Annotated in this window: 18 protein-coding genes and 1 pseudogene; 5 read left to right on the forward strand and 14 right to left on the reverse strand. The window is 61.8% G+C overall.

All coding sequences use genetic code 11. The features are described from left to right. The first annotated feature begins 109 nt into the window (after window positions 1-109). The gene (locus AB5Y64_RS12235) at window positions 110-1150 is read left to right on the forward strand and encodes an IS481-like element ISAs19 family transposase (RefSeq protein ID WP_042017433.1); all 1041 of its coding nucleotides are present in this window, start codon (window positions 110-112) and stop codon (window positions 1148-1150) included. 1461 nt (window positions 1151-2611) lie between these two features. On the opposite strand, the gene AB5Y64_RS12240 is transcribed toward AB5Y64_RS12235, so the two are convergent. Next, window positions 2612-3160 carry a hypothetical protein gene (locus tag AB5Y64_RS12240; RefSeq protein ID WP_173418155.1) on the reverse strand — a complete coding sequence of 183 codons (549 nt, stop codon included), beginning with the start codon at window positions 3158-3160 and terminating at the stop codon, window positions 2612-2614. Window positions 3161-3607: 447 nt separating this feature from the next. Between AB5Y64_RS12240 and AB5Y64_RS12245 the strand changes: the two genes are divergently transcribed. Further along, complete coding sequence (locus AB5Y64_RS12245) at window positions 3608-3817, forward strand: hypothetical protein (RefSeq protein WP_234924991.1); 210 nt, start codon at window positions 3608-3610, stop codon at window positions 3815-3817. Window positions 3818-3937: 120 nt separating this feature from the next. Here the strand turns inward: AB5Y64_RS12245 and AB5Y64_RS12250 are convergent, their stop codons facing one another. The 10 genes from AB5Y64_RS12250 to AB5Y64_RS12295 all read right to left on the reverse strand — a co-directional run bounded on the left by AB5Y64_RS12250 (window position 3938) and on the right by AB5Y64_RS12295 (window position 13538). After that, window positions 3938-4333, reverse strand: a complete 396-nt coding sequence (locus AB5Y64_RS12250) for a hypothetical protein (protein ID WP_173418154.1) — start codon at window positions 4331-4333, stop codon at window positions 3938-3940. Between the two features lie 321 nt (window positions 4334-4654). Next, window positions 4655-5260 carry a LysE family translocator gene (locus AB5Y64_RS12255; protein WP_173418153.1) on the reverse strand — a complete coding sequence of 202 codons (606 nt, stop codon included), beginning with the start codon at window positions 5258-5260 and terminating at the stop codon, window positions 4655-4657. A 16-nt stretch (window positions 5261-5276) separates the two neighbouring features. Then, window positions 5277-6104, reverse strand: a complete 828-nt coding sequence (locus AB5Y64_RS12260) for an AraC family transcriptional regulator (RefSeq protein WP_010672934.1) — start codon at window positions 6102-6104, stop codon at window positions 5277-5279. 144 nt (window positions 6105-6248) lie between these two features. Next, entirely contained in the window at window positions 6249-7574 is a 1326-nt protein-coding gene (locus AB5Y64_RS12265) for a ferric reductase-like transmembrane domain-containing protein (protein ID WP_173418152.1), read from the reverse strand. Between the two features lie 221 nt (window positions 7575-7795). After that, the gene (locus AB5Y64_RS12270; RefSeq protein WP_368203895.1) at window positions 7796-9049 is read right to left on the reverse strand and encodes a DEAD/DEAH box helicase; all 1254 of its coding nucleotides are present in this window, start codon (window positions 9047-9049) and stop codon (window positions 7796-7798) included. 102 nt (window positions 9050-9151) lie between these two features. Beyond that, entirely contained in the window at window positions 9152-10627 is a 1476-nt protein-coding gene (locus AB5Y64_RS12275; RefSeq protein ID WP_368203897.1) for a GGDEF domain-containing protein, read from the reverse strand. A gap of 220 nt (window positions 10628-10847) precedes the next feature. Further along, window positions 10848-11501, reverse strand: coding sequence for a DUF799 domain-containing protein (locus AB5Y64_RS12280; RefSeq protein WP_042016535.1), 654 nt, complete (start codon window positions 11499-11501; stop codon window positions 10848-10850). Further along, the gene (locus AB5Y64_RS12285) at window positions 11498-11857 is read right to left on the reverse strand and encodes a DUF4810 domain-containing protein (protein WP_042016536.1); all 360 of its coding nucleotides are present in this window, start codon (window positions 11855-11857) and stop codon (window positions 11498-11500) included. The genes AB5Y64_RS12280 and AB5Y64_RS12285 overlap by 4 nt, the downstream gene beginning before the upstream one ends. Before the next feature lie 11 nt (window positions 11858-11868). Further along, window positions 11869-12540, reverse strand: a complete 672-nt coding sequence (locus tag AB5Y64_RS12290) for a CsgG/HfaB family protein (RefSeq protein ID WP_368203900.1) — start codon at window positions 12538-12540, stop codon at window positions 11869-11871. An 89-nt stretch (window positions 12541-12629) separates the two neighbouring features. Continuing rightward, window positions 12630-13538: a LysR family transcriptional regulator gene (locus AB5Y64_RS12295; protein WP_279956175.1), complete on the reverse strand. Its 909-nt coding sequence runs from the start codon at window positions 13536-13538 to the stop codon at window positions 12630-12632. 246 nt (window positions 13539-13784) lie between these two features. Here AB5Y64_RS12295 and AB5Y64_RS12300 point away from each other — a divergent pair, with 246 nt between their 5' ends. Then, window positions 13785-15011 carry an MFS transporter gene (locus AB5Y64_RS12300; RefSeq protein ID WP_043155348.1) on the forward strand — a complete coding sequence of 409 codons (1227 nt, stop codon included), beginning with the start codon at window positions 13785-13787 and terminating at the stop codon, window positions 15009-15011. A gap of 7 nt (window positions 15012-15018) precedes the next feature. Here the strand turns inward: AB5Y64_RS12300 and AB5Y64_RS12305 are convergent, their stop codons facing one another. Further along, complete coding sequence (locus tag AB5Y64_RS12305; protein WP_043155346.1) at window positions 15019-15480, reverse strand: hypothetical protein; 462 nt, start codon at window positions 15478-15480, stop codon at window positions 15019-15021. Window positions 15481-15630: 150 nt separating this feature from the next. Between AB5Y64_RS12305 and AB5Y64_RS12310 the strand changes: the two genes are divergently transcribed. Both AB5Y64_RS12310 and AB5Y64_RS12315 read left to right on the forward strand, forming a co-directional pair. Beyond that, the gene (locus AB5Y64_RS12310; RefSeq protein ID WP_368203904.1) at window positions 15631-16539 is read left to right on the forward strand and encodes an S-adenosyl-l-methionine hydroxide adenosyltransferase family protein; all 909 of its coding nucleotides are present in this window, start codon (window positions 15631-15633) and stop codon (window positions 16537-16539) included. Between the two features lie 270 nt (window positions 16540-16809). After that, a complete protein-coding gene (locus AB5Y64_RS12315) occupies window positions 16810-18705 on the forward strand; it encodes a PhoX family phosphatase (RefSeq protein WP_043155340.1) in 1896 nt (631 codons plus the stop codon). 224 nt (window positions 18706-18929) lie between these two features. Here AB5Y64_RS12315 and AB5Y64_RS12320 read toward each other — a convergent pair. Both AB5Y64_RS12320 and AB5Y64_RS12325 read right to left on the reverse strand, forming a co-directional pair. After that, a pseudogene (locus AB5Y64_RS12320) lies at window positions 18930-20879 on the reverse strand (MacB family efflux pump subunit). 2 nt (window positions 20880-20881) lie between these two features. After that, window positions 20882-22039: an efflux RND transporter periplasmic adaptor subunit gene (locus AB5Y64_RS12325; RefSeq protein ID WP_043155334.1), complete on the reverse strand. Its 1158-nt coding sequence runs from the start codon at window positions 22037-22039 to the stop codon at window positions 20882-20884. Window positions 22040-22055: the final 16 nt, after the last annotated feature.

The following is a 22055-nucleotide window of genomic DNA, read 5'->3' on the forward strand; positions in this document are numbered from 1 at the left end:
TTGTATGGAGATGGTATTCACCTGACAGTTGCCCACAAAAGGGAGTGGTCATACGGCTTCAAACCGGATAACAAAACGGTACCCCTACCGTGTTATCCGGAGTCACCGTATGACCACCAACGAGAAAGTAGCACGTCGCAAACTCAGCCTGCTAGAGCTCGCCAAAGAGCTCAATAATGTCAGCAAAGCCTGCAAGCTCATCGGCTACAGCCGTCAGCAGTTCTACGAAATTCGCCGTAACTACCAGACCTATGGCGCCGAGGGATTGCTCGACAAATTGCCCGGGTGTAAAGGGGCTCATCCCAATCGGGTCGCTCCTGAGATTGAACAGGCCATCCTCGATTACTCCCTCACCAGACCAACTCATGGCCCGCTGCGGGTCGCCCAAGAACTGGCTCTGCAAGGCATCAATGTCAGTGCGGGTGGTGTGCGTGGCGTGTGGCAACGTCACGACTTGCTCTCCAAACACGACCGCTTGTTGCGCCTCGAGAAAACCCACCGGGAGCAGACCATTGAGCTCAATGACGAGCAGATTCGCCTGTTAGAACGCTTCAGCCCCGAGTTTCGCGAACGCCAGATTGAGGTCCACTACACCGGGGAACTGGTGGCGGTCGACACCTTCTTCGTCGGCGCACTCAAGGGGGTGGGCAAGGTGTATCTGCAAACCGTACTGGACTGCTACAGCCGCCACGCCTGGGGACGGCTCTACACCAGCAAGCTGCCGGTGACCTCGGTTCATGTGCTCAATGAAACGGTATTGCCGTTCTTCGAAGCCCATGAGGCGCGGGTCTATACCATCCTGTCGGACAACGGGCGCGAGTTCTGCGGCCGCCCTGACCATCATCCCTACGAGCTGTTCCTGCAACTGGAGGGGATTGAGCACCGGACCACCAAGGTACGCAGGCCGCAGAGCAACGGCTTTATCGAGCGGCTACATCGCACCCTGCTGGATGAACACTTCCGTATCAAGGGGAGGACAACCTGGTATGAGTCGGTAGAGCAGATGCAGACAGACCTGGACAGCTATCTGGATCACTACAACACCCAGCGGCCACATCAAGGCAGGATGATGGAAGGACAGACTCCCTACAGCATGTTCAAAAAGGGTCTGAAATTGATACCGAAGGAAGTGCGCACTAAAGTAGCGTAAACAAGACACCGGTTTGAGGCCGGTGTCAGGTGATAACTAGATCTGTACAGACTGTTCGTAGGTGTTTTTTATGGGGTTTATTTTGTTCTATTAGGATGGGATGAGAGTTTTTCAATAGACACAGCAATAGTCTCTGCAACCTCTTTAATATCGAAATGTTTATAAATGGAATTTTCAATATGGTTTTATTTATCATCTGATTTTTTATTTTTATCACTCTTTGTTGATGTATATCATCATGGCAATTTAGGTTTATCATGACTAAGCATCCATCTATTACATAAAAATAAGTTATCCCATCGTTTATGTCTTCAGTCTTTACTATATTCAGGTCTATAAAAATGCGTTTAATAACGTCATCATCCAGTTGTCTACTGAAGTCTTTTAACCTGAAAATAGCTACTCGAAAGAAGTGGTCTAGCTTTATAGATGGTGACAACCTGACTGACTCTTTAAGAAGGCATGCTGCAAACCTAGCATTCATTTTGTCATCAAAGTTAATATGGCGGTATCGTTCAATTGTTGAAATAGATGCTCGCCAAAGAATAGAAATGAGGAACAAATAAAATTTATTGTAGTTAAAGTTCTTTATTTTTACATGAAGATTTTCTCTTTCAATGTTTTGTGTCCTTCTGAATATTTGAGTGCCGTACGCTTCATATTTTTTAGAAATGTGTTGCTCACATTCAAAACAAAGTAAATGCTCTTTAGGGTCAAAGTTAGATAGTGATGGTGGAGTATCCTTATCTATTGCTATCTCCAATACTTGGCCGCTCCCCGATTTTATTTTTTTGAAATATGATCGAGGGAATATGTGAGACTCCTGTAGTTCGGCTTCTTGTTGACATAAATGGCATTTTGAAAAAATCACGTATACCTCTCATTCCTCACGATAAAAATACATTTCGTATATTGTGAATCGTTCGACATTGTGTTTGTGGTTAGCATAACCGCAAGCAGTGGGTTCGAATAGCGCAGCGTATTCGAACGATCGCGAATAGGAGGTCGGCCGAGAGACCGCCGATATCTGGAGTTTCCTGCCGGTCTTGCCATTACTCGGTACGTGGCGGTATGCGGACGATTACGCTGCGCTAATCGACCCTACATTATGTGGCTTATTGTTACCTCCCCCCTCATCCCCAGCCCTTCTCCTCTTGTTTGTGATCAAGAGTGGGAGAAGGGGGCAAATATGCGCCTCTGATTTGGTTTGGCAACCGGGCTTGGAACTGGCACGGACCATCCCCTCTCCCTCGGGAGAGGGCCAGGGTGAGGGGCCGCTATCTGTGTTGTAGGTTCGAATAGCGAAGCGTATTCGGACGATCGCGAACAGGTAGTGGCCGAGAAGCCACTGATATCCAAAGTATGCTGCCGATTTTGCCATGATTTGCTGCGTGGCGGTATGCGGACTAATTTTTCATTTCCTTATGTTAGTTTTGGTACAACTCTACAAAACAGTAGGTGCTAGAAATATAATGGAGCGTTTTTTCTAAAGTTTTCAATTATTGTTTTCATGTCGATGGCATTACAATTAACCATACATGTAGTATCTTTTTTCTTTTGAAGAAAATCTGGTAAAGGTTCGAATCCTGATATCTTGTAGTAGTCAGGGTTAATGTCGGAATAAAGAATAAATGCTCTTGTTTTAAATTGGTTGCAATACTCTTTTTTTACTGCGTCTAATAGTATTCTGGCAAAGCCATTTCGCCTTTTATCAGAAACTGTAGATAGAGACCCTATACCTATGGTTGAAATGTCAGAAATGGAAGGTAGTGAATAACATATAATAGAACTTAGAATACAATTGCGTTCTTCAAGAATATACCAGGTTCCTTTTTTATATTTTTCAGAATTATTACAGAAAAACAAATACTTGTTGAGTTCTAATCCATCTCCCCAAGCATCATAACCCATAGTATAGATACTGTTCATATCATTTAACGTAGCGGCTCTGATTACTAGTTCATTAAATCTAAGAAGTGGTAAATTTTCTGCGGGTGTTAAAAAAGACATAAACCACCTTTGATAAATGGGCATTGATAACTAGTTGTAAAAATGTAGTTGGGAGTGTTAATTCGTGTTCACAACACTATTGCAATGGCTCGTTTTGGTCAATTCTTTGTTTGATGTTTTTTTAAAAAAATGAAAGTGCTACGTTGTCATGATTTTGTGTGATCTTGTATTATTTAGAGAGGATGGAGTGGTATTTTGTTCCGATGAAAGGCTTTATAGGGATATTGATTTCCACTTTTTCAGTCCGAATAAAGATACGGTGAGAGAGATGCCTGCAGATTGCTCTTCATACAAGCATGGAGAGAAGAGCCTATTTCGCCATCTTCACCCTGGCTTCACACAACCTCATTTTCCCTTCACAAATCCCCCGTATTTTCTGCCCACTGATAAATGGGCCCGGCTTGTCACAGGGGTGATGAGGGGCCGGTCGGAGCGAGGGAGCAGATGATGAAAGGTTGGATAAAGTGCGGGCTGGCCGGGGCCTTGATACTGGTGGCGAGCTTCTGGGGCGGCAGCGTGCGTGCGGAGCAGATGCCCATTGGCACGGATGGCGCCCTGCCGGGGCAGCTAGTCGCCCAGGCTGCGGCGCTCCAGACGGACACTAATTTGCTGCCGCTGAGGGCTCTGCCATCGGTTGTTGCCGGGCGTGGCACCTGAGGGAGTTGATACCGGCCTTTTTAACCAGAGCGGGCCGGTGACGTCACGGCACAGTGCGCATCAACACAGGTCGGGCTGGCTACTGCGTTTGGTGTTGAGCATCACACCAGGCCGGGTTGGTCACTGAGCCCGATATTGCGCATCCAGCCAGGCGATGGCCTCTTGGGGGTCGTTGAATGCCTGGATATGGTCCGGGTGGGTGAGGGAGAGGCAGGAGAGGGCGATGTGATGGAGCACCTTGGCCGAATAGAGGGAGGCGATGGCCACCAGATTCTTCTGGGTCAGCCACTGGTAGGTCTCCTGCAGATGGGGCAGGGCAGATAGCACCACCCCCTGATGCTGGCGATGGTCCACCAGGGCGCAGAAAGGCTTTCCATCCAGGCTGTTCACCACGGACTTTATCTGTGCAATCCACGCCAGCATACCCTCTTCATTGAAAGGGCCGATCAGCTCGCAGGTGACCAGGTGTTCCTGCACATTGAAGATGAACTCACCGTGCTTTTTATCAAAGGACATACAACATTCTTATCCATGACCAGGGGCGGCAAGATGATGCTTATTCATTCCGTATGCATCAATACCCGAATGAGGGTTTTGGTCATGGAATCGTATTGCTGCGTTGACGCCAGATGAGGGAAGGGGTCTGCCTCTGGTACCGAAGCGATCCATGGGTAGCTCCACGTAGGGCACAAGACCCTGTGAGGATAGCCGGCTCATGGAGAGAATGACCCGGGCAAGGCCGGCGCAGCAGTGTCCGGCCTTTGTCTGCTCGGCGAAGGCGACACCCCGGCATAGGTGGGCGTTTCACCGGGGTTCTTGATGGAGCGCTTCGCCTGATCAGCCGGCCAGCGGTAGATAGACATGTTGGTAGGCCAGGGCGATGGCGCTGTAGAGCAGCAGGGCGGCCATCAGCAGGTTGAAGTACCTGAACCAGCGAGGATGTTGAAGATGACGTCCGATGAGACTGCCCGCCATCGAGTAGCTGCCGGGGGCGCCGGCGGCCAGCAGGCCGAGCAGCAGGGACCAGGGCAGCAGGCTCCAGCCGTGGATCTGGGCTGCCGGGAACTGGATGCTGGTGATGGGCAGGGTGGCGATCATGGCCTTGGGGTTGAGCAACTGGATGACGAAGCCGCTGCGCACCCCCAGAGGGCGGGCAGGCGCCTCGTTGGCACCGAGCTCGCCGCTGTCGCTGGTGATCTTGATGGCGAGATAGGCGATATAGAGGCACCCCACCAGGCTGACATAGATCAGGGTATCTTCCCGCACCAGGCGGGTGCCCGCCCAGCCAAAGAGCAGCAGGAGCACGAACATCGCCAAGCCGACCCCGAGGAAGAAGCCAAGGGAGGCGCGGGTGCGGCCACCCAGGCCTGCATTGAGGCCGATGAGGTTGACGGGGCCAGGGGTATACATGATGCCGATGGCATAGGCGAGAAGCTCAATCATGGGGTGTTCCTTGGGCTCAGCGGATCAGGCTGGCACTGTATTGGGTGGGAGTCATGCCATAGATGCGCTTGAAGCGACGGTTGAGGTGACTGAGATCGGTGAAACCGTAGCGGTACACCAGATCCTGCGCCGACTCTCCGGCGGCCAAGGCGCGCCGTGCGGCATTGATGCGGCAGTTGATCACGTATTGATGGGGTGTGATGCCAAGCTGTTGGCGAAACAGCCGCAGGAAGTGGTACTTGGAGATGTTGGCCGCCGCGCTGATGTCGGCCAGGGAGATATCCTGCTGGAAGTGGGCGTGGATAAAGTCCCTGGCCTGCAACAGGAGGCGATCGATGCGGCTCACCCGGCCATTGGGCTCAAAACGTCCCGCCTGCTGCATCACCCGGGTGGCGAGGCGATAGAGGGCAAACTCCTGCTCTATGCTGTCGGCCTGGCCGCGCACCGCCTGGGCCAGCTCGAGGATGCAGGCGCTCAGCGCCTCATCGCGCACCAGGGGCTGCAACAACCGATAGGTCCCCATTGCCCGCTCGCCCGCGGCATCGGCAAACAGCGGGGTGAGTTCGTGGGGCGGAATGTAGAGCATGGTGTAGTCGAGGCTGGCGTTGTCACCGGCATGACCGTCGTGGACATCCCCGGGATTGAACTGGATGACGCTGCCTGCCGGGCTGGAGTGGGCTCCGCCGTGGCAGAAGAAGTTCTGCCGCCCGGCCAGAGTGACCCCGAAGGAGTACTCCTCGTGGGCGTGACGGTCGTAGCGAAATTCCGTCATGTTGACCCGCAGCGCAGTCAGGCTCGCCAGGTGCTGACTGTGTGCGAATATGAACTGGTTGTCCTGCGCCATCTTTCCCTCCTGAACCAGACTGCCTCCCTAATCTAGCCCCAAGCCTGTGCCGCCCGCTTGGACAATCTTGCTGTTTGCCGGCCCGAGTGCGCCTCGCACCGAGAAAAACGGCGCTGCCGATGGCTGGCTGCACCGACTGGCCCGTCAACGGAAGCGGAACAGCTCCCGGTGCAGCGGGGTGGCCAGGCGGGCATCCAGGCTCTGGGCCATGGGCTCTGGGCCGCAGAACCACACCGGGGTGTGCTGGCGTTGGCCCAGGGCGGCCAGATTCAGTCGGCCGCGCTCGGATTCCAGGTGCAATTGGTACTCGACCCCGGCCCGGCGGCACAGCTCGGCCAGCCGGGCGTGATAAGGGGCGGCCTCGGCGGTGGGGGCGCATTGCAGCAAGGTGGTGCCGGGGCGTTGTTCGCCACGGCGCACCAGGGCCTCCAGCCAGGCGACGAAGGGGGTGATGCCGATACCGGCGCCCACCCAGAGCGCCGGGGCCGGATCCGGCAGGGCGAAGGCGCCATAGGGGCCGGTCACGGTGACCGCATTCCCCACCTTGAGGTGGCGGTGCAGCCAGCGGGTGTGATCCCCGAGGGCGCGCACCGCCAGTGTCAGGGTGCGGCCATCCGCCGAGACATTGACCAGGGTGTAGGGATGGGGCTCGCCGCGCCCGGCGAAGTCGAAGAAGGCGAACTGCCCGGGGCGGTAGCCAGTAATGGGAGAGGCCAGGGTGACCCTGATCTCCAGGGTGCACTCGTCCAGAGGGGTGAGGGCGCTGACCGTCCCCTGGCGGCGTGCGTCCCGTCCCACCCGGCCAAACAGGGAGTAGAGCGCCCCCAGAGCACCCAGCCCGCCGCCGATAAGCAGGGTCAGGCCGACCGGGGTCAGGGCGCCGATGCGCGGCAGCAGGCAGAGCCCGTGCAGCCAGCCCATCAGATAGATGACCGGGGCCAGCCGGTGAACCACCTTGAAGCGCTCGTAGCGCACCACCGCCAGCAGGCTTACCACCACCAGCGCCAGCAGCAGATAGAAACCCCACTCCCCCAGGGTATTGCCGAGGCTGTGCCAGAGGGCATCGTTGCCAGCACCAGCACCAGCACCAGCACCAGCACCAGCACCAGCACCAGCACCGCGGCGCGCCGGCCGGGTCAGCCAGTCGACGGCGACAGCCCACTTGGGGGCTTCCACCAGCAGCCAGTGGGCCACCAGGGTGCCGGTGGCCCAGAGGGCGCTACTGCGGTGCAGGTGCAACATGCGATCCAGCCCGCCGCACCAGGCTTCGAGCCTGGGCAGGCGCAGGGCCAGCAGCAAAGAGAGGGTCATGGCGCCAAGGCCAATCAGGCCGGTCAGGATCAGCAGCTCGTGGCGCCAGGGCCAGACGCTGGTGGGCCACTGGGTGAGGCCAGCAAGCCAGAGCAGGGTGAGGGTCAGGGGCAGGGCCCAGACGAGGGATGCGGGTTTCATGATGTCCTCCTTGTCCATGCCTCCATTGCACGCCTGCTTTGTGGCGAAAGTGTGCCCCCTGACTACCTCTTTTGTAGCAGAGTGTGGCAAAGGGTCGCCGGGTCAGGGCAAGCGGACTGAGGAGGAGGGCGCGGAGCAGAACAGGGGGGCAGGAAAGCGGTTGGCGTCACCCCACAGGCCTGGGTCTGGAGAGGGGTGATGCTGGGGCAGGCGCATGGCTGTCCCAGCAAACAGTCGTGTCAGGATTTTCGTCCCTTGCCGCCCTTGTTGCCCGCGAGGGCCTGCTTTCTGGCCTTCTGCTTCTGGGCGCCCTTGCTGGCGCGGCGCGGCTCGGGGTCGAAGCGGGTGAGATCCGGCTCAAAGCCCGGGAACCACTGCTGGGGCAGGCGGGTATCGAGCACGGCTTCGACTTTTTCCAGCAGGGGCGCATCTTCCGGGCTGAACAAGGTGATGGCGAGCCCCTTGTTGCCGGCGCGGCCGGTGCGCCCGATGCGGTGGACGTAATCCTCGGGCTGATGGGGGAACTCCAGATTGATCACATGGTTGAGCTCGCTGATATCGAGGCCGCGAGCCGCCACGTCGGTGGCCACCAGGGCCTGCAAGGTGCCGGCGCGAAACGCCAGCAGCACGTTTTCCCGCGCGCTCTGTGACAGATCCCCGTGGAAGGCGAGCGCATTGATGCCCCCCTTGCCAAGCTGCTGGGCCAGCTTGTCCGCCCCCTGGCGAGTGCGGCTGAAGATCAGCGCCGGCGCCCAGCCCTTCACGGTCAGCATGTGTTGGACCAGCGCCACCTTGCGATCGCTGTCCACCGCATAGACCCGCTGCTCCACCTCGGCCGCCGTGGTGTTGCGGGCGGCCACCTCGATAAGCTCAGGGTCGCGCAAGAGCACCCGGCTCAGGGCAAAGAGGTTGTCGTCGCAGGTGGCCGAAAACAGCAGGGTCTGGCGATCCGCCGGTATCTGCCTGAGCAGGGCCTTTATCTCGTCCATAAAGCCCATGTCGAGCATGCGGTCCGCCTCGTCGAACACCAGATGGCGGAGGCTCCCAAGGCTCAGGGCCCCCTGGCGCAGATGGTCGAGCAAGCGGCCCGGGGTGGCGATGAGGATATCCACCCCGGCTTTGAGCGCCTCCACCTGGGCGGCGATGCTGACCCCGCCGTAGACCAGGGCGCTGGTGAGATCCGTGCCCTGACCGTAGCGCGCGACGCTCTCGGCAACCTGCACCGCCAGCTCGCGGGTCGGCACCAGCACCAGGGCGCGAATGGGGCGGGGGGCATCGCTCGTCGGGTGTTGCAGCAACTGCTCCAGCAGCGGCAGCACGAAGGCGGCGGTCTTGCCGGTGCCGGTCTGGGCGCCCGCCATCAGATCCCGCCCCGCGAGGATCAGGGGGATGGCGCTGGCCTGCACCGGGGTGGGGGCGGCGTAGCCAAGCTCGGTCAGGGTTTGCTGCAAGCGGGGGGAGAGGGCCAGTTCGGCGAAAGAGGCAATGGACATAGGGCACCAGTATGGGGTTATCCCGTCCCGTGGCCGGGACGGAAACAATCAGCGTGGCCGGGATGGTAACAGATAGCAGGGGAGCGGCAGAAGCCGGGCCGCTCAGGGGGCTGAATTGTCACCCGGATCGCGGATAAGGCGGATGGTCTGCCCCTGGTAATAGGCGATATTGCGCTTGCCGTGCTGCTTGACGTGATAGAGCAGGTCGTCGGCCAGTTGCACCGCCTCGGCCACCGTCAGGTAATCGCGAATGCGGGTCACTCCGGCAGAGAAGGTGATGGGGGCGGGCAGCTCGGGGATGCGCAATGGCCGCTCCAGCAGGCGGGCGGCGGAGTGATGCATCATGTTGTCATCGTCCATCCCCTTGAACAGCACGATGAACTCTTCCCCGCCCCAGCGAATGGCGACATCGCCCTTGCGGATATTGGTCTTGAGGTGATTGGCGAAGGCGACGAGCGCCAGGTCACCCACCCCGTGACCATGGGTGTCGTTGACGGACTTGAAGTTGTCGATGTCGAGGATCATCAGGTAGTCGTGCTCCCGCAGCAGCGCCTGATTGAGGATGTCACGGCGTGGCAGCCGGGTCAGGTGGTCGGTCTGGGCTAGGATGCGCAGACGGGTAACCAGGCTGCGCCCCGTCAGCATGATCAGCAGCAGGATGATGAGATAGAGCTTGAAGGCCGCCCCGTAGAGCACGGACCGGATGAAATCGCCGTAACTGTATGACCACTTGAGGTAGAGATCATTGCCTGCCTGAGTGCGCATCAGCGGCGTGCTCAGGCAGAGGTGGAACGGGCGGCAGGGCTCGACCTCTTCGAAGGAGAGGACGGTCCGGGTCGGATTGAGGCTCTCGAAGGGGTGCAGCACCTCCTTGAACGCCCGGTCGACGGCGATGTCGATGCCTTTGAGTCCATAGCGGTAGTCCTTGATGGCGGGCTCGTAATAGACGAAGGGGAAGTAGAGGGTGATGGTATTCAGTCCGGTGAAGGTGTCGGTGTAGATCTCGGATACCCAGGCTTCATCCGTGCTGCAGGGGACATGGGTGGCCGCGAAGGAGGCGCAACCGAAAAAGTGGGTCCAGGGCTCGATGTCATTGAGGTCGGTGTTGACCGGGAGCAGCTGGCTCGGCAGCATCCCCTTGTTGGCGACCATGCCAAGCAGGCGGCGATCGTCATAGAAGGCGTAGAGGTTGAGGACCTCGGAGTTGGAGATGACGTACAGGTAGGCGAGGAGCATCTGGTTGGCCGGGGGCAACACGGGAATGACCGCCAGGCGCTTCAGGGTGGGGAGATCATAGCCATAGGCATAGGCCGTCGCATCCCCGTTCTCGCTGAAGATGGGCATCTTGATGCTGCTGTTGTCGATGAAGGCGGCCAGTTTCTCTGGCGCCAGGATGCGAGCCCGCTGATAGAACACCTCGAACAGGTTGGGCTGCTTGGCGGTGATGAGCGCCATGTCGTGCCTGATGACGAAGTAGGTGTAGTTGCACACCAATCCGAGCCCCATCAGGGCCAGGCAGAGCCAGCCAAGCCGGGTGAGCCATCGACGGGGGAGGAAACGCAGCAGTGAGGCGGCCATGGCGTGAACGCTTCCGTGGTGACAGAGGCCTTTTTTGTAACTGATTTTGCCGGGCATCACCAGATGAAGTTGGTGGGTCGTCACCCGGCATGCGCAAGAATGAGCCAACAATATCAAAAAGATAGACGATGAGGCGTCATGCGATGTCAGGCAGGGGAAAGGGGTGGCGACTGAAACGAGAGGGCATGGCGCCCTCTTGTGTGGGGTGAGACGACGCGCCTTAGCGAGCCTGGTATTTCGGCGAGCGGGGGCCAGGGAGGATGCCGTTGGGCGTGTCGGCACTGAGCAGCCTGACGCTGGTGATGCCGGCGATTTCATGGCCCTTGTCGGTCAGGGTGTTGGCAATCTGATTGACCACCGCCACCACCAGCATGCCGATGAGGCCGCCCCCCGAATTGCCCTGCTGCTCGGCACTGCTGGCGCTGGCACTGCCTTCCCACAGCAGCTTGCCGGTGCGCAGATCCACCAGGCGGGCACTGGCGGTGACCACTGTCTCGCTGGAGATGACCAGATAGCTGGTGCCGTACTCCTTGATGTCGAGGTAGAGGGCGGTATCGGCACCGTAGATCTCGTGGAGCTTCTTGATGGGCAGCGCCTGGATGTCGGCGGGCTCGGTCATGCCGTTCTGCCGGAACGTCTCGTTGGTGACCGCCACCGGCAGTACGTAATAGCCGGACTCGGCGAGCGGATAGGTGATCTGGGATTGCAGGCTGGGGCCCGCTTTGATGTCAGGCGAGTGATTCACCGGCGGCAGCACCAGAATGGAGGTTGGTCTGCTCTCCTTGAAGTTGCTGTAGTCGTAGCCGGGGCCCTGTGCACAGCCGCCCAGGAGGAGGGCGCCCAGCGTGAGGGCAAGGAGGGTGCGCAGGGTCATTGGGTCTCTCCCTTCTTGTTGGACATCAGGAAGTTCATGAAGGGGGCCGATTCGGGGAAGAGGCGCTTCTCGGTTTCGAACTGCTCGCGAGTCTGGGCATCCTTGCCGAGCTGGGCGTACAGCATGCCGAGGTGAGCGTGAAAGCCCGGTGGCACAGCCTGCCCCTTGGCGCTCGCTTCTTGCTGGTTTTTCTCCAGCGCATCGATCTGCGCTTCGACCCCGGTGTCGTCACCCTGCATGTGCTGGTAAACCACTCCCTGATATTGCTCCCAGTTGTAGAGCGTCTGCGGCCCCTGGGCGCAGGCGCTCAGCAGCAGGCCGCTGACCAGCAGCAGGGAAGGACGGAACAGCGTCATCTCGTCTCTCCTCATTGGGCCGGGCGCCAGGCACCGGTCTCGATGCCGTTCACCAGATTGTTGACTGCCTCGCGGATGGCGAGATCCAGCACCTTGCCGTTCAGGGTGGAGTCGTAGCTGGCGGTGCCGCCGAAGCCGACGATCTCGCGGTTGGAGAGTTCGTACTCCCCGGCACCCTGGGAAGAGAAGACCACTTCCGAGGTGGTGACGTTGACGATGTTCAGGTTGACCTTGGCATAGGCGATCTGTGACTTGCCGCGACCCAGGATGCCAAACAGCTGATGATCGCCGACTTCCTTGCGACCAAACTCGGTGACGTCGCCGGTGACCACGTAGTCGGCGCCCTTGAGTTGCTGGGCCTGTTGCTTGATCCCGGCTTCGGCCTGGATCTCCGCCATGTTGTCGCGATCCAGCACGCTGAAGCGGCCGGTCTGCTGCAGGTGGGTGATCAGCACGGTTTTCGCCTGGTTGCCCAGCCGGTCCACGCCGTCGGAGAAGATGCCACGCATGTAGCTGGAACGGTTGTCGAACTTGCCGACGGCGATGGGGTTGCGTGCGCCCTGATAGTGGCTCTGATAGGAGGCAACCTTGGGTACCTCCAGGGTGCGCGACGACTCGCTCGCACAGGCTGTCAGCAAGCCCGCCATCAGGATGACACTGGATGAAACAACAAACTTCTTCATGTAAGGCCCCGTTATCAAAGGAAAAAACAGCGGCGGACTCTAACATGGTTCGTTGCGAAGAAAGTGCCCCGTATGGGGGGCATACCCGCTCAATCCCTGTGCGTTTGACAGGGGGTGGCGGAGGGCTGGGTCTGTTGCAGGGGCTGGAACACCTCCTCCAGGGCTGCCACCAGGGCGCGCATTCGGCCCGTCTTCTGCACGTCCGGGTGCAGCACCATCCAGATGTCGATGGGATCGTGCTGGTCAGGCAGCAGGCGCACCAGGGCGGGATCCTCCTCGGCGAGGAAGGTGGAGAGCAGGGCGATGCCGAGCCCCTGCCGGGCGGCCGCCATCAGCACCAGCTGGGCATTGCTCTGCAGGACCACGTTGGGTTCGTGGAGCGGTTCGCCGCACAGACTCAGCCAGTGACGGGCGACGAGCTCTCTGGGAAAGAGCAGCAGGTCGTGCTCTTGCAGTGCCTGACCCGAGCGGGGCGTGCCCCGCCTGGCCAGGTAGTCGGGAGAGGCGTAGAGCCCCATCTTGATGGTGGCGAGCCGTTTGACCACGAGATCTCCCTGCTCGGGGCGCACGCTGCGAATGGCGAGATCCGCCTCCTGATTGGGGATGTCGCTCACGCTGACGGCGGTCAGCAACTTGAGGCGGATGCCGGGGTGGCGCTGGCGCAGCAGGCTGAACGCGGGCAGCACGAAGCCCTGGGCCAGGGTATCCGTGGTGGCGATGCAAAGCTCCCCTTCCAGCTCCCCCAGGCTCGCGGTGCGCATCATGGCCAGGGCCGCCTGCGCCATGGCCTCGGCCTGGGGCAGCAGCGCTTCCCCCAGGGGGCTGGGGCGATAGTGTCTGGGGGTGCGGATAAACAGCTTGGCCCCCAGCTGCTGCTCGAGCAGGGTGATCCGCCGCCCGACGGTGGCCTGATCCACCCCGAGCTCGAGTCCGGCCTGCCGCAGGCTGCCCCGCCGTGCCAGGGCCAGGAAGAAGCGGGCATCGTCCCAGTTGATCATGCTTGCTCCTCACTCAAGCAGAACGCCTGATTGGCGCCGCAATATTAGATGCCAGCGGGGATGGCAGCACAAGGGGATAGACCGGGTCCGGTGCGTGCCTGCGGCTCCCCTGCCAAGGGCGCGCGCCACCCCGACGTGATGCAGGATTGAGTCGGCGTGATGCAGAACTGCCGCAGTCCGGGGTGTGCGGGATCGCTATGATGTCGCTCCCGATTGCGGTTTCATTCGTCTGCCACTGGAGTGTCCATGTCTGTCTCAAGCGTCCCGGCTTGCGAGCCAGGTCAGGTTGTCCATCCTCGTCTACGCTGGTTTCTCTCCCTCGCCCTGATGTCGGCCCTGCTCAACAGCAGCGTGCCTACCCCGCTCTATCCCCATTACCAGGCGGCGCTGGCTCTGAGCGATCTCGGCCTCAGCCTCATCTATGGCGGCTATGCGGGGGGCGTGCTCATCGCCTTGTTCGGGGTGGGCAACCTGGCGGGACGCGTGGCGGATCTGCGCACCCTGATCCTGCCTGCCCTGGTGGCGGTCGGGGGCGGGGCACTGCTCTTTTCCCTGGCCGACAGCTTCTGGACCCTTTTGCTGGCGCGGCTGCTGGCCGGGATTGGCACGGGCAGCCTGACCGGTGCCGCCAATGTGGCGCTGCTGCGTTTTGGCCCCAGGGATGGGGGCAAGCGGGCGGCCCTGAGCGCCACATTATCGTTCACCGCCGGGCTGGCCCTTGGCCCCGTGTTCAGCGGGCTGGCGCTGCAGCAGGATCTCTACCCGACCACGCTGCCGTTTCTGCTGATCCTGGGGATGGCGGCCTGCGCCATCGGGGGGCTGGTGTTGAGCTGGCCCAAAGGGGTCAGGGTGACGGATGCCGCCCCGAGCGGGCAGGGTGGCGGATCCCTGGGAGAGGGGCTCAGGGCCACGGGGGCCGGGTTCTTTCTTTGCGCCCTGGCGCTCTTCACCGCCTGGGCGGTGGCGGCCAGCTTGCTGGCCATGGGTCCCAAGGTGGTGAGCGAGATGCTGGGCATGACGGATCTGGGGCTGTTCGGCTATCTTGTCGCGGCCTATCTGGTCTTCTCCGGGCTTTGCCAGCTCTGGGCCCGTCGCCTCGATGCCCGCCATACCCTGCAAAGCGGCGTGCTGGCCCTGGCGCTGTGCGTGCTGCTCTTTGCCGGGGCTGTTCACGGCCTGCCCAGCTGGCTGGCGGGACTCGGGCTACTGGTGGCGGGCTATGCCCAGGGGGCCGTGTTCGTGGGCAGTGCGACCCTGATCAATCGCATCGCGCCCCCGGCCAGCCACGCGCGGCTGCTCTCCCTCTTCTATGTGATCGCCTATGTGGCGAACTGGGTACCCGTGTTGCTGGGCTGGGTGAGCGACGGGGCCGGTCTTGGCGTCGCGCTGGATCTGCTCTTCGTCGGCTGCACCCTGACAAGCCTGGGGCTGGCCTGGGCGGTGTCACGGCATCCCTTCGAGCCCGCTGTGTGACAGGGCATCACCCATCGACCAGGACGACGCTCCCGGCATCCAGGTGGTGCATCCACTCCCGCAGGATCAGCAGGGCTGCTGCGATGTGCCTCTCCCTCGGCAACTGGGCCGAGGCCAGGGGATCCCCCTCCACCATGGCGGCAAGCTGGCCGAACAACCGCTCTATGTTCTCCCGGCTCTGCACCCGGTTGCCGAGCACCTCGGCCAGGGGCTCCGGGCTTTGCAGGTGCAGCACGGGGTGGGGCGGGATCCGTGCCGCGAGGGGCATCAGCACATCCTCCACCACCATGATGGCCTGCTCAAGCTCCAGGGGCGTAGGCGGATCCCGGCGAAAGGGTCCCGGGGTCAGAGCATCGAGCCCCAGTGTCAATGCAAATGTCTGGCTGGTGCCATCGGCCGCGGTGAGCGCGACCTGGCTTCGGGTATTGCCCAGGCTCAGCAAAATGGTGTCGTGATGCTCTCTGGTCATCTGGTGTGCTCCCGGCGTTGGATGCCCCATGGATACACCCGCACGGGGCGGATTGGCGAGTCATTTCGCCCCCCATTCGGGCATCAGGGGTTGCAAAGATCGCCATGAGTGGCAATCTGGACGTCCAAACGTCTTTAAAGGAGCCCTGACATGGATATTCGTATCGTCCCCCGCGCCCTCGTGCTCGCCCTTTCTCTGGTGGGGGCGAGTGCCCTTGCCAACGAGGCCCTGGTGTTCCAGACCGACTTCGGTCTCAAGGATGGCGCCGTCTCGGCCATGAAGGGGGTCGCCTTCGGGGTGGACCGCACCCTGCCGCTCCATGACCTGACCCACGAGATCCCGGCCTACAACATCTGGGAAGCCTCCTACCGCCTCTATCAGACCCTGCAATACTGGCCCGCGGGCACCGTCTTCGTCAGCGTGGTGGACCCCGGTGTCGGCACCGAACGCAAGTCGGTGGTACTCAAGACCAGGAGCGGCCACTACATCGTCAGCCCGGACAACGGCACCCTGACCCTGGTGGCGGAGCACTTGGGCATCGAGGCGGTGCGCCAGATAGACGAGAAAACCAACCGCCTCAAGGGCTCCGAGAAGTCCTATACCTTCCACGGCCGCGACGTCTACGCCTACACCGGCGCCCGCCTCGCCTCCGGTGCCATCAGCTTCGAGCAGGTGGGGCCTCTGCTGCCCGCCGAGGTGGTGACCATCCCCTATCAGCCCGCGGTGGTCGAGCAAGACGGTACCCTCAAGGGCACCATTCCGATCCTGGACGTGCAGTACGGCAACGTCTGGACCAATATCGACGACAGCCTGCTGACCAAGGCGGGTATCCACAAGGGGGACAACGCCTGCATCAGGATCAGCGAAGGGGATGCGCTGAAATACGAGGGCAAGGCCCCCTACGTCAGCAGCTTTGGCGATGTGCCGGAGGGCCAGCCCCTGGTCTACCTCAACAGCCTGTTGCAGGTGTCGGTGGCCCTGAACATGGACAGCTTCGCCGCCAAACATCAGGTGCAATCCGGCGCCAACTGGCATATCAGCCTGAAGAAGTGCGGCTAGAGGCTGCCAGCTGTCAGCGGGTGCTATCCGGTACAAACGGGCATATCAGTCTGAAGAAGTGCGGTTAGATAGAGGGGAGAGCTTCTGTCGGCGATGTGTCTCTTGGGGCGGTGAGGCTGGTGTCCACCGCCCCTTGTCGTTTGCGGTGGCGTCTTGCCGGGCCAGCCGGTTATCTCGTCATTTGTCATCCTCGTTTAATAAAGCGCTGCCATGCTCTGGCCGGACGCCGTGATGACGCAATGATTGCGCCGAGATAACAAGGAAAAGCCGATGAGCCGTTTTGACGAGAAAGACAGTGCCAACCACCCCCGCGAGCAGGAGCCGGCATTCAACCGCCTCATCGAGGCGGGCCTGAGCCGCCGTGGCTTCCTCAAAGGGGTGGGCGCCGCCAGCATGGTGGCCTTCTTTGCCGCGAGCCCCGTGGCCCAGGCCGTGGCTGCCGCCACCCGGCCGCTGCTTGGCTTCCAGGCCGTGCCCGCCTCGGTGGCCGACACCATAGTGGTGCCGCCCGGCTACAAGGCCGAGGTGCTGATCGCCTGGGGAGATGCCCTCTTCCCCGATGCCCCCGCCTTTGCCCAGGGCAATGATGCCAAGTCCCAGGCCCGCCAGTTTGGCGACAACAACGACGGCATGAGCTTCTTCTCCCTGGGGCCGGATCGCGCCCTGCTCGCCGTCAACAACGAATACACCAACTACGAATACCTGTTTGAAGATGGTGGCAAGACCCTCAGTGCAGAGGCTGTCGCCAAGGCTCAGGCGGCCCACGGGGTTTCCCTGGTGGAGCTGGTACGCAAAGATGGCAAGTGGCAGGCCAACCCCAAGGGGGCCCTCAACCGCCGCATCACCGCCACGACCCCCATGACATTGAGCGGCCCGGCGGCGGGCCATGCCCTGCTCAAGACCCAGGCCGATCCCGAGGGGCGCACCGCCCTTGGCACCTTCAACAACTGCGCCAATGGCCAGACCCCCTGGGGGACCTACCTCACCTGCGAGGAGAACTTCAACGGCTACTTCGGCAGCGAGGGCAAGCCGGTGCTGGACCAGCGCGCCGCCCGCTACGGCCTGGCCGCCGAGGATGCAGGCTTTGGCTGGCACAAATTTGACGAGCGGTTCGATCTCGCGAAGCATCCCCAGGAGCCGCACCGCTTCGGCTGGGTGGTGGAAATCGATCCCCGCGATCCCGCCTCCACCCCGAAGAAGCGTACCGCCCTTGGCCGCTTCAAGCATGAGAATGCGGCCTTCACCGTCAACCAGGATGGCCGCGCCGTGGTCTACCTCGGCGACGACGAGCGGGGGGAGCACATCTACCGCTTCGTCTCGAAGAACAAGGTGGCGCCGGGCAACGATCCTGCGAACCGGGATCTGCTGGACGAGGGCACCCTCTATGTGGCTCGCTTCGAGGCCAGGGAGGGGGAGCTCAAGGGTACTGGCCAGTGGCTGCCCCTGGTGCACGGCCAGCACGGCCTGACCCGGGAGAACGGCTTCGCCGATCAGGGGGAGGTGCTCATCTTCGCCCGGGAGGCGGCGACCCGGCTGGGCGCCACCACCATGGACAGGCCCGAGTGGGTGGCCGTGCATCCCCACAGGGCCGAGGTCTACTGCACCCTGACCAACAACAAGAACCGCGGCCTCAAGGAGAACCAACCTCTCGATGGCGCCAATCCCAGGGCCGAGAACCCCTATGGCCAGATCATCCGCTGGCGCCCGATGGGGGACGATCACGGGAGCGATCGCTTCGAGTGGGATCTCTTCCTGCTGGCGGGCAACCCCGGCGTGCACAAGGAGGGGCTGATGGCGGGCAGTGCCAACATCCACCCGGACAACATGTTCAACAGCCCGGACGGCATCGGCTTCGACGAGGCGGGGCGGCTCTGGATCCAGACCGACGGCGACTACTCCAACGAGAAGCAGTTTGCCGGCATGGGCAACAACCAGATGCTGTGCGCCGATCCCGCGAGCGGCGAGGTGCGCCGCTTCCTGACCGGCCCCGTGGCCTGCGAAATAACGGGCCTCACCTTCACGCCTGACTGGCGCACCATGTTCGTCGGGGTGCAGCACCCGGGTGAGGAGGGGGCGCCCTCCCATTTCCCGGACGGCGGCACCGCCATTCCCCGCTCCGCTGTGTTGCGGATCACCCGGGACGATGGCGGCATCATCGGCGCCTGATGGCCCGGGGTAACCGACTGGCCCGTGATGACAAAAGCCGCCTTCGGGCGGCTTTTTTTGTGGGTGTGGCGGGCGGGAGACAAAAAAAGACCGGGTACGGGACCCGGTCAAAGAACCCGCGCATTCAGGGAAGAAGTGCGGGCGTTCAGGCTTGGTGGCGGGGCCGGGCATCGGCCCCCGATCCGGTGTCGGGGAGAGTGGCGTCACCCCGGCGTCAATGCGGGCTATTCGCGCTCCAGTGCGTGGATGGGGTCCAGCCTGGCGGCCCGGCGGGCCGGGGCGAAGCCGAATATTACCCCGATCAGGCTGGCGCAAAGGCAGGCCACCCCCATGGCGGCAAGGGAGTAGCTCATCCGGACGCCGCTGCTGAAGTGGTCGAACAGTTGGCCCAGCACCAGGGAGAGGGCGATGCCGAGCACGCCCCCCAGCAGGCAGATCAGCACGGCTTCAATGAGGAACTGCTGCTGGATGTCCCGGGTCCGGGCGCCGACCGCCATCCGCACCCCTATCTCCCGGGTGCGCTCGGTGACCGAGACCAGCATGATGTTCATCACCCCTATGCCCCCGACGATCAGGGAAATGAGGGCGATGAGAGCGATCAGCGTGGTCAGGGTGGCGCTGGTCTGGCTGATGGTCTGGCGGATGCTGTCGGTGTTGAGCAGGAAGAAGTCCTGGCTGCCGTGGCGCAGGGTGAGCAGGCGGCTGATGCCGTCCTGGGCGGCGTCCAGGCTCACCTCGTCCCGCACCCGCACGCTGATGCTGCGCAGATGGCTCTGCCCCAGCAGGCGGCTCATGGCGGTGGTATGAGGGATCCAGACGTTGAGGGTCTCGTCGCTGCCAAAGCCGCTCTGGTTCTTGATGGCGACTCCGATCACCCGGCAGGGCAGATCCCCCAGCAGGATCACCTGGCCCAGGGGGGACTGGGTCGGGGCGAACAGCTTGTCCCGGGTGTGCTCGTCGATCACCACCTCCTAGGCCAGGCTCTCCTCGCTCTGGCGATCAAAGCCCATGCCCTGGGCCAGGCGATAGCCCCTGACCTGGAAGAACTGGGCGCCGACGCCGTTGATGGTGCCGGAGACGGCGGTGCTGCCAAGGCGCAGGGTGGCGCTGGTGCTGAGGCTGGGGGTGACGCTGTGCACGTAGTCCAGCCGGGCGATGGCCTCGGCGTCCCCGATCCGCAACGTCTGTATGGTAGCGGAGCGCATGTCCCCGAAGCCGCGGCCGGGGAACACCTCCAGGGTGCTGGTGCCCATGGCGTTGATGTTCTCCAGCACTCGCTCCCGGGAGCCCTGCCCGAGGGCCACCACGGTCACCACGGAGGCGATACCTATGATGATGCCGAGCATGGTGAGAAAGGTGCGCAGACGCTGGGCAACCATGGCCTTGAGGGCCATCTGCAGGGCATTCCCGAGCCCCGCCATCAGCGGGGTCTTCCCCCTGGCGGACGTCTTGGTGGCGGCCTGGGTCGCCTGGGGAAGGGCCTGTGGCTCGCGCGTGCGGCGATCGGCGATCACCCGGCCATCTTTCAGTTCGATGATCCGCTCGGCGTGGCGGGCGATGTCCATGTCGTGGGTGACGATCACCAGGGTGTGGCCCTGGCGATGCAGAGCTTGAAGGCTCGCCATCACCTCGGCGCCGCTCTGGCTGTCGAGGGCCCCGGTCGGCTCGTCGGCCAGGATCACCTCGCCGCCGTTGATGAGGGCCCGGGCGATGCTGACCCGCTGCTGCTGGCCGCCGGAGAGCTGGCTTGGCTTGTGTTCGAGCCGGCTGGCGAGGCCGAAGCGGGTCAGCAGGGCCTCGGCCCGCTGGCGTCGCTCGGCCGGATCCAGACCGGCGTAGAGGGCGGGCACTTCCACATTGGTGCGGGCATCGAGATCCGCCAGCAGGTGATAACGCTGGAAAATGAAGCCGAAGTGCTCCCGGCGCAGGGCGGCGAGCTCGTCCCGGCTGAGGGTGGCAGTATCGCGCCCGGCCACCAGATAGGCCCCCTCGCTCGGCTGATCCAGGCAGCCCAGCAGGTTCATCAGGGTGGATTTGCCGGAGCCCGAAGCGCCGACGATGGCCACCATCTCTCCACGGGCGATCGCCAGATCGATGCCATCGAGCACGGTGACGGTGCGCTCACCCTCTCCGAAGTGGCGGTGGATGCCGCGCAGTTGCAACAAGGCGCCCATGGTCACATCCCCATGGGGGGCGGCATGCCCCCGGCGGCGTTGCTCTGGCCTGCGTTCACTTCGCTGACGATGACCCGCTCACCGGTGCTCAGGCCCGACAGGATCTGGGCATCCACCTTGTTGTTCAGGCCGACCTTGACCCGGCGCAGGCTGATCCGGCCTCCGTCGTCGATCACCCTGACCTGATCCCCCTGCAGGGCGATGGCCGGGATCACCAGCGCATCTTTGAGCCGGGCGACCACCAGATAGACCTGGGCCGTCATGCTGATCCTGAGCTGACCATCCTGGTTGGGCACCTCGAACAGGCCGTGATAATAGATGGCGCTGCTGTCGCTGCTGCTGGTGGTGTCGTCGTCATTGATGGTGTCGGGGGCGGGCTCGATGGCCCGCAGGGATCCCTCGAAGCGGCGCTGGCTGTTGCCAAGAATGGTGAAATAGACCGGCATGCCGACCCGGACGTTGATGACGTCGGCCTCGGAGATCCTGGCCTCCACCGTCATGGTGTCGAGCTGGGCAATCTTGAGCAGGGTAGGGGTGCTCTGGCTGGCGTTGAGGGTCTGCCCCTCCTCCACCGGCATGGCCACCACGGTACCGGAGAGGGGGGCCAGGATCCGGGTATACCCCAGGTTGACCCGGGCTGTGTCCACCGCGATCTCGGCCTGCACCCGCTGGGCGTTGAGGGCCCGGATATCGGCCAGGGTCTCGTCCAGGGTCGCCTTGGCGCTGTCATGGTCGGCCGTGCTGCCAAGACCTCTTGCGACGATCTGCCGCTGGCGCTGGTATGCGAGGCGAGCATTGCGAAGGGTGGCCTCTTTGGAATCCAGCTGGGCCTGGAGGTTGTCGCGCTGGGCCAGGGCATCCTTGAGGGCGTTCTGCTGGGGCAGATCGTCGATCTCGACCAGCAGCTCCCCCTGTTTGACCTCCTGCCCCAGAGTCACGTGCAGTTTCTTGATCTGGCCCGACACCTGGGCGCCCACGCTCACCTGCTTGCGCGCCTTCAGGGTGCCGTCCGCCATGATGAGCTGCTCCAGATCCCGGGTCTCGGCACTGGCGGTGATGTAGTCGCTGGCGGGTGCCTTGGCCTGGGGGCGCCAGGCCAGCAACAGGGCGAGGGCGCACAGGGGCAGCAGCCAGAAGAGACGAGGGGAGAACGTGGGCATGACAACCTGTATCCTG

The organism is Aeromonas sp. R5-1 (genome assembly GCF_040908265.1).
GTDB classification, from domain to species: domain Bacteria; phylum Pseudomonadota; class Gammaproteobacteria; order Enterobacterales; family Aeromonadaceae; genus Aeromonas; species Aeromonas caviae.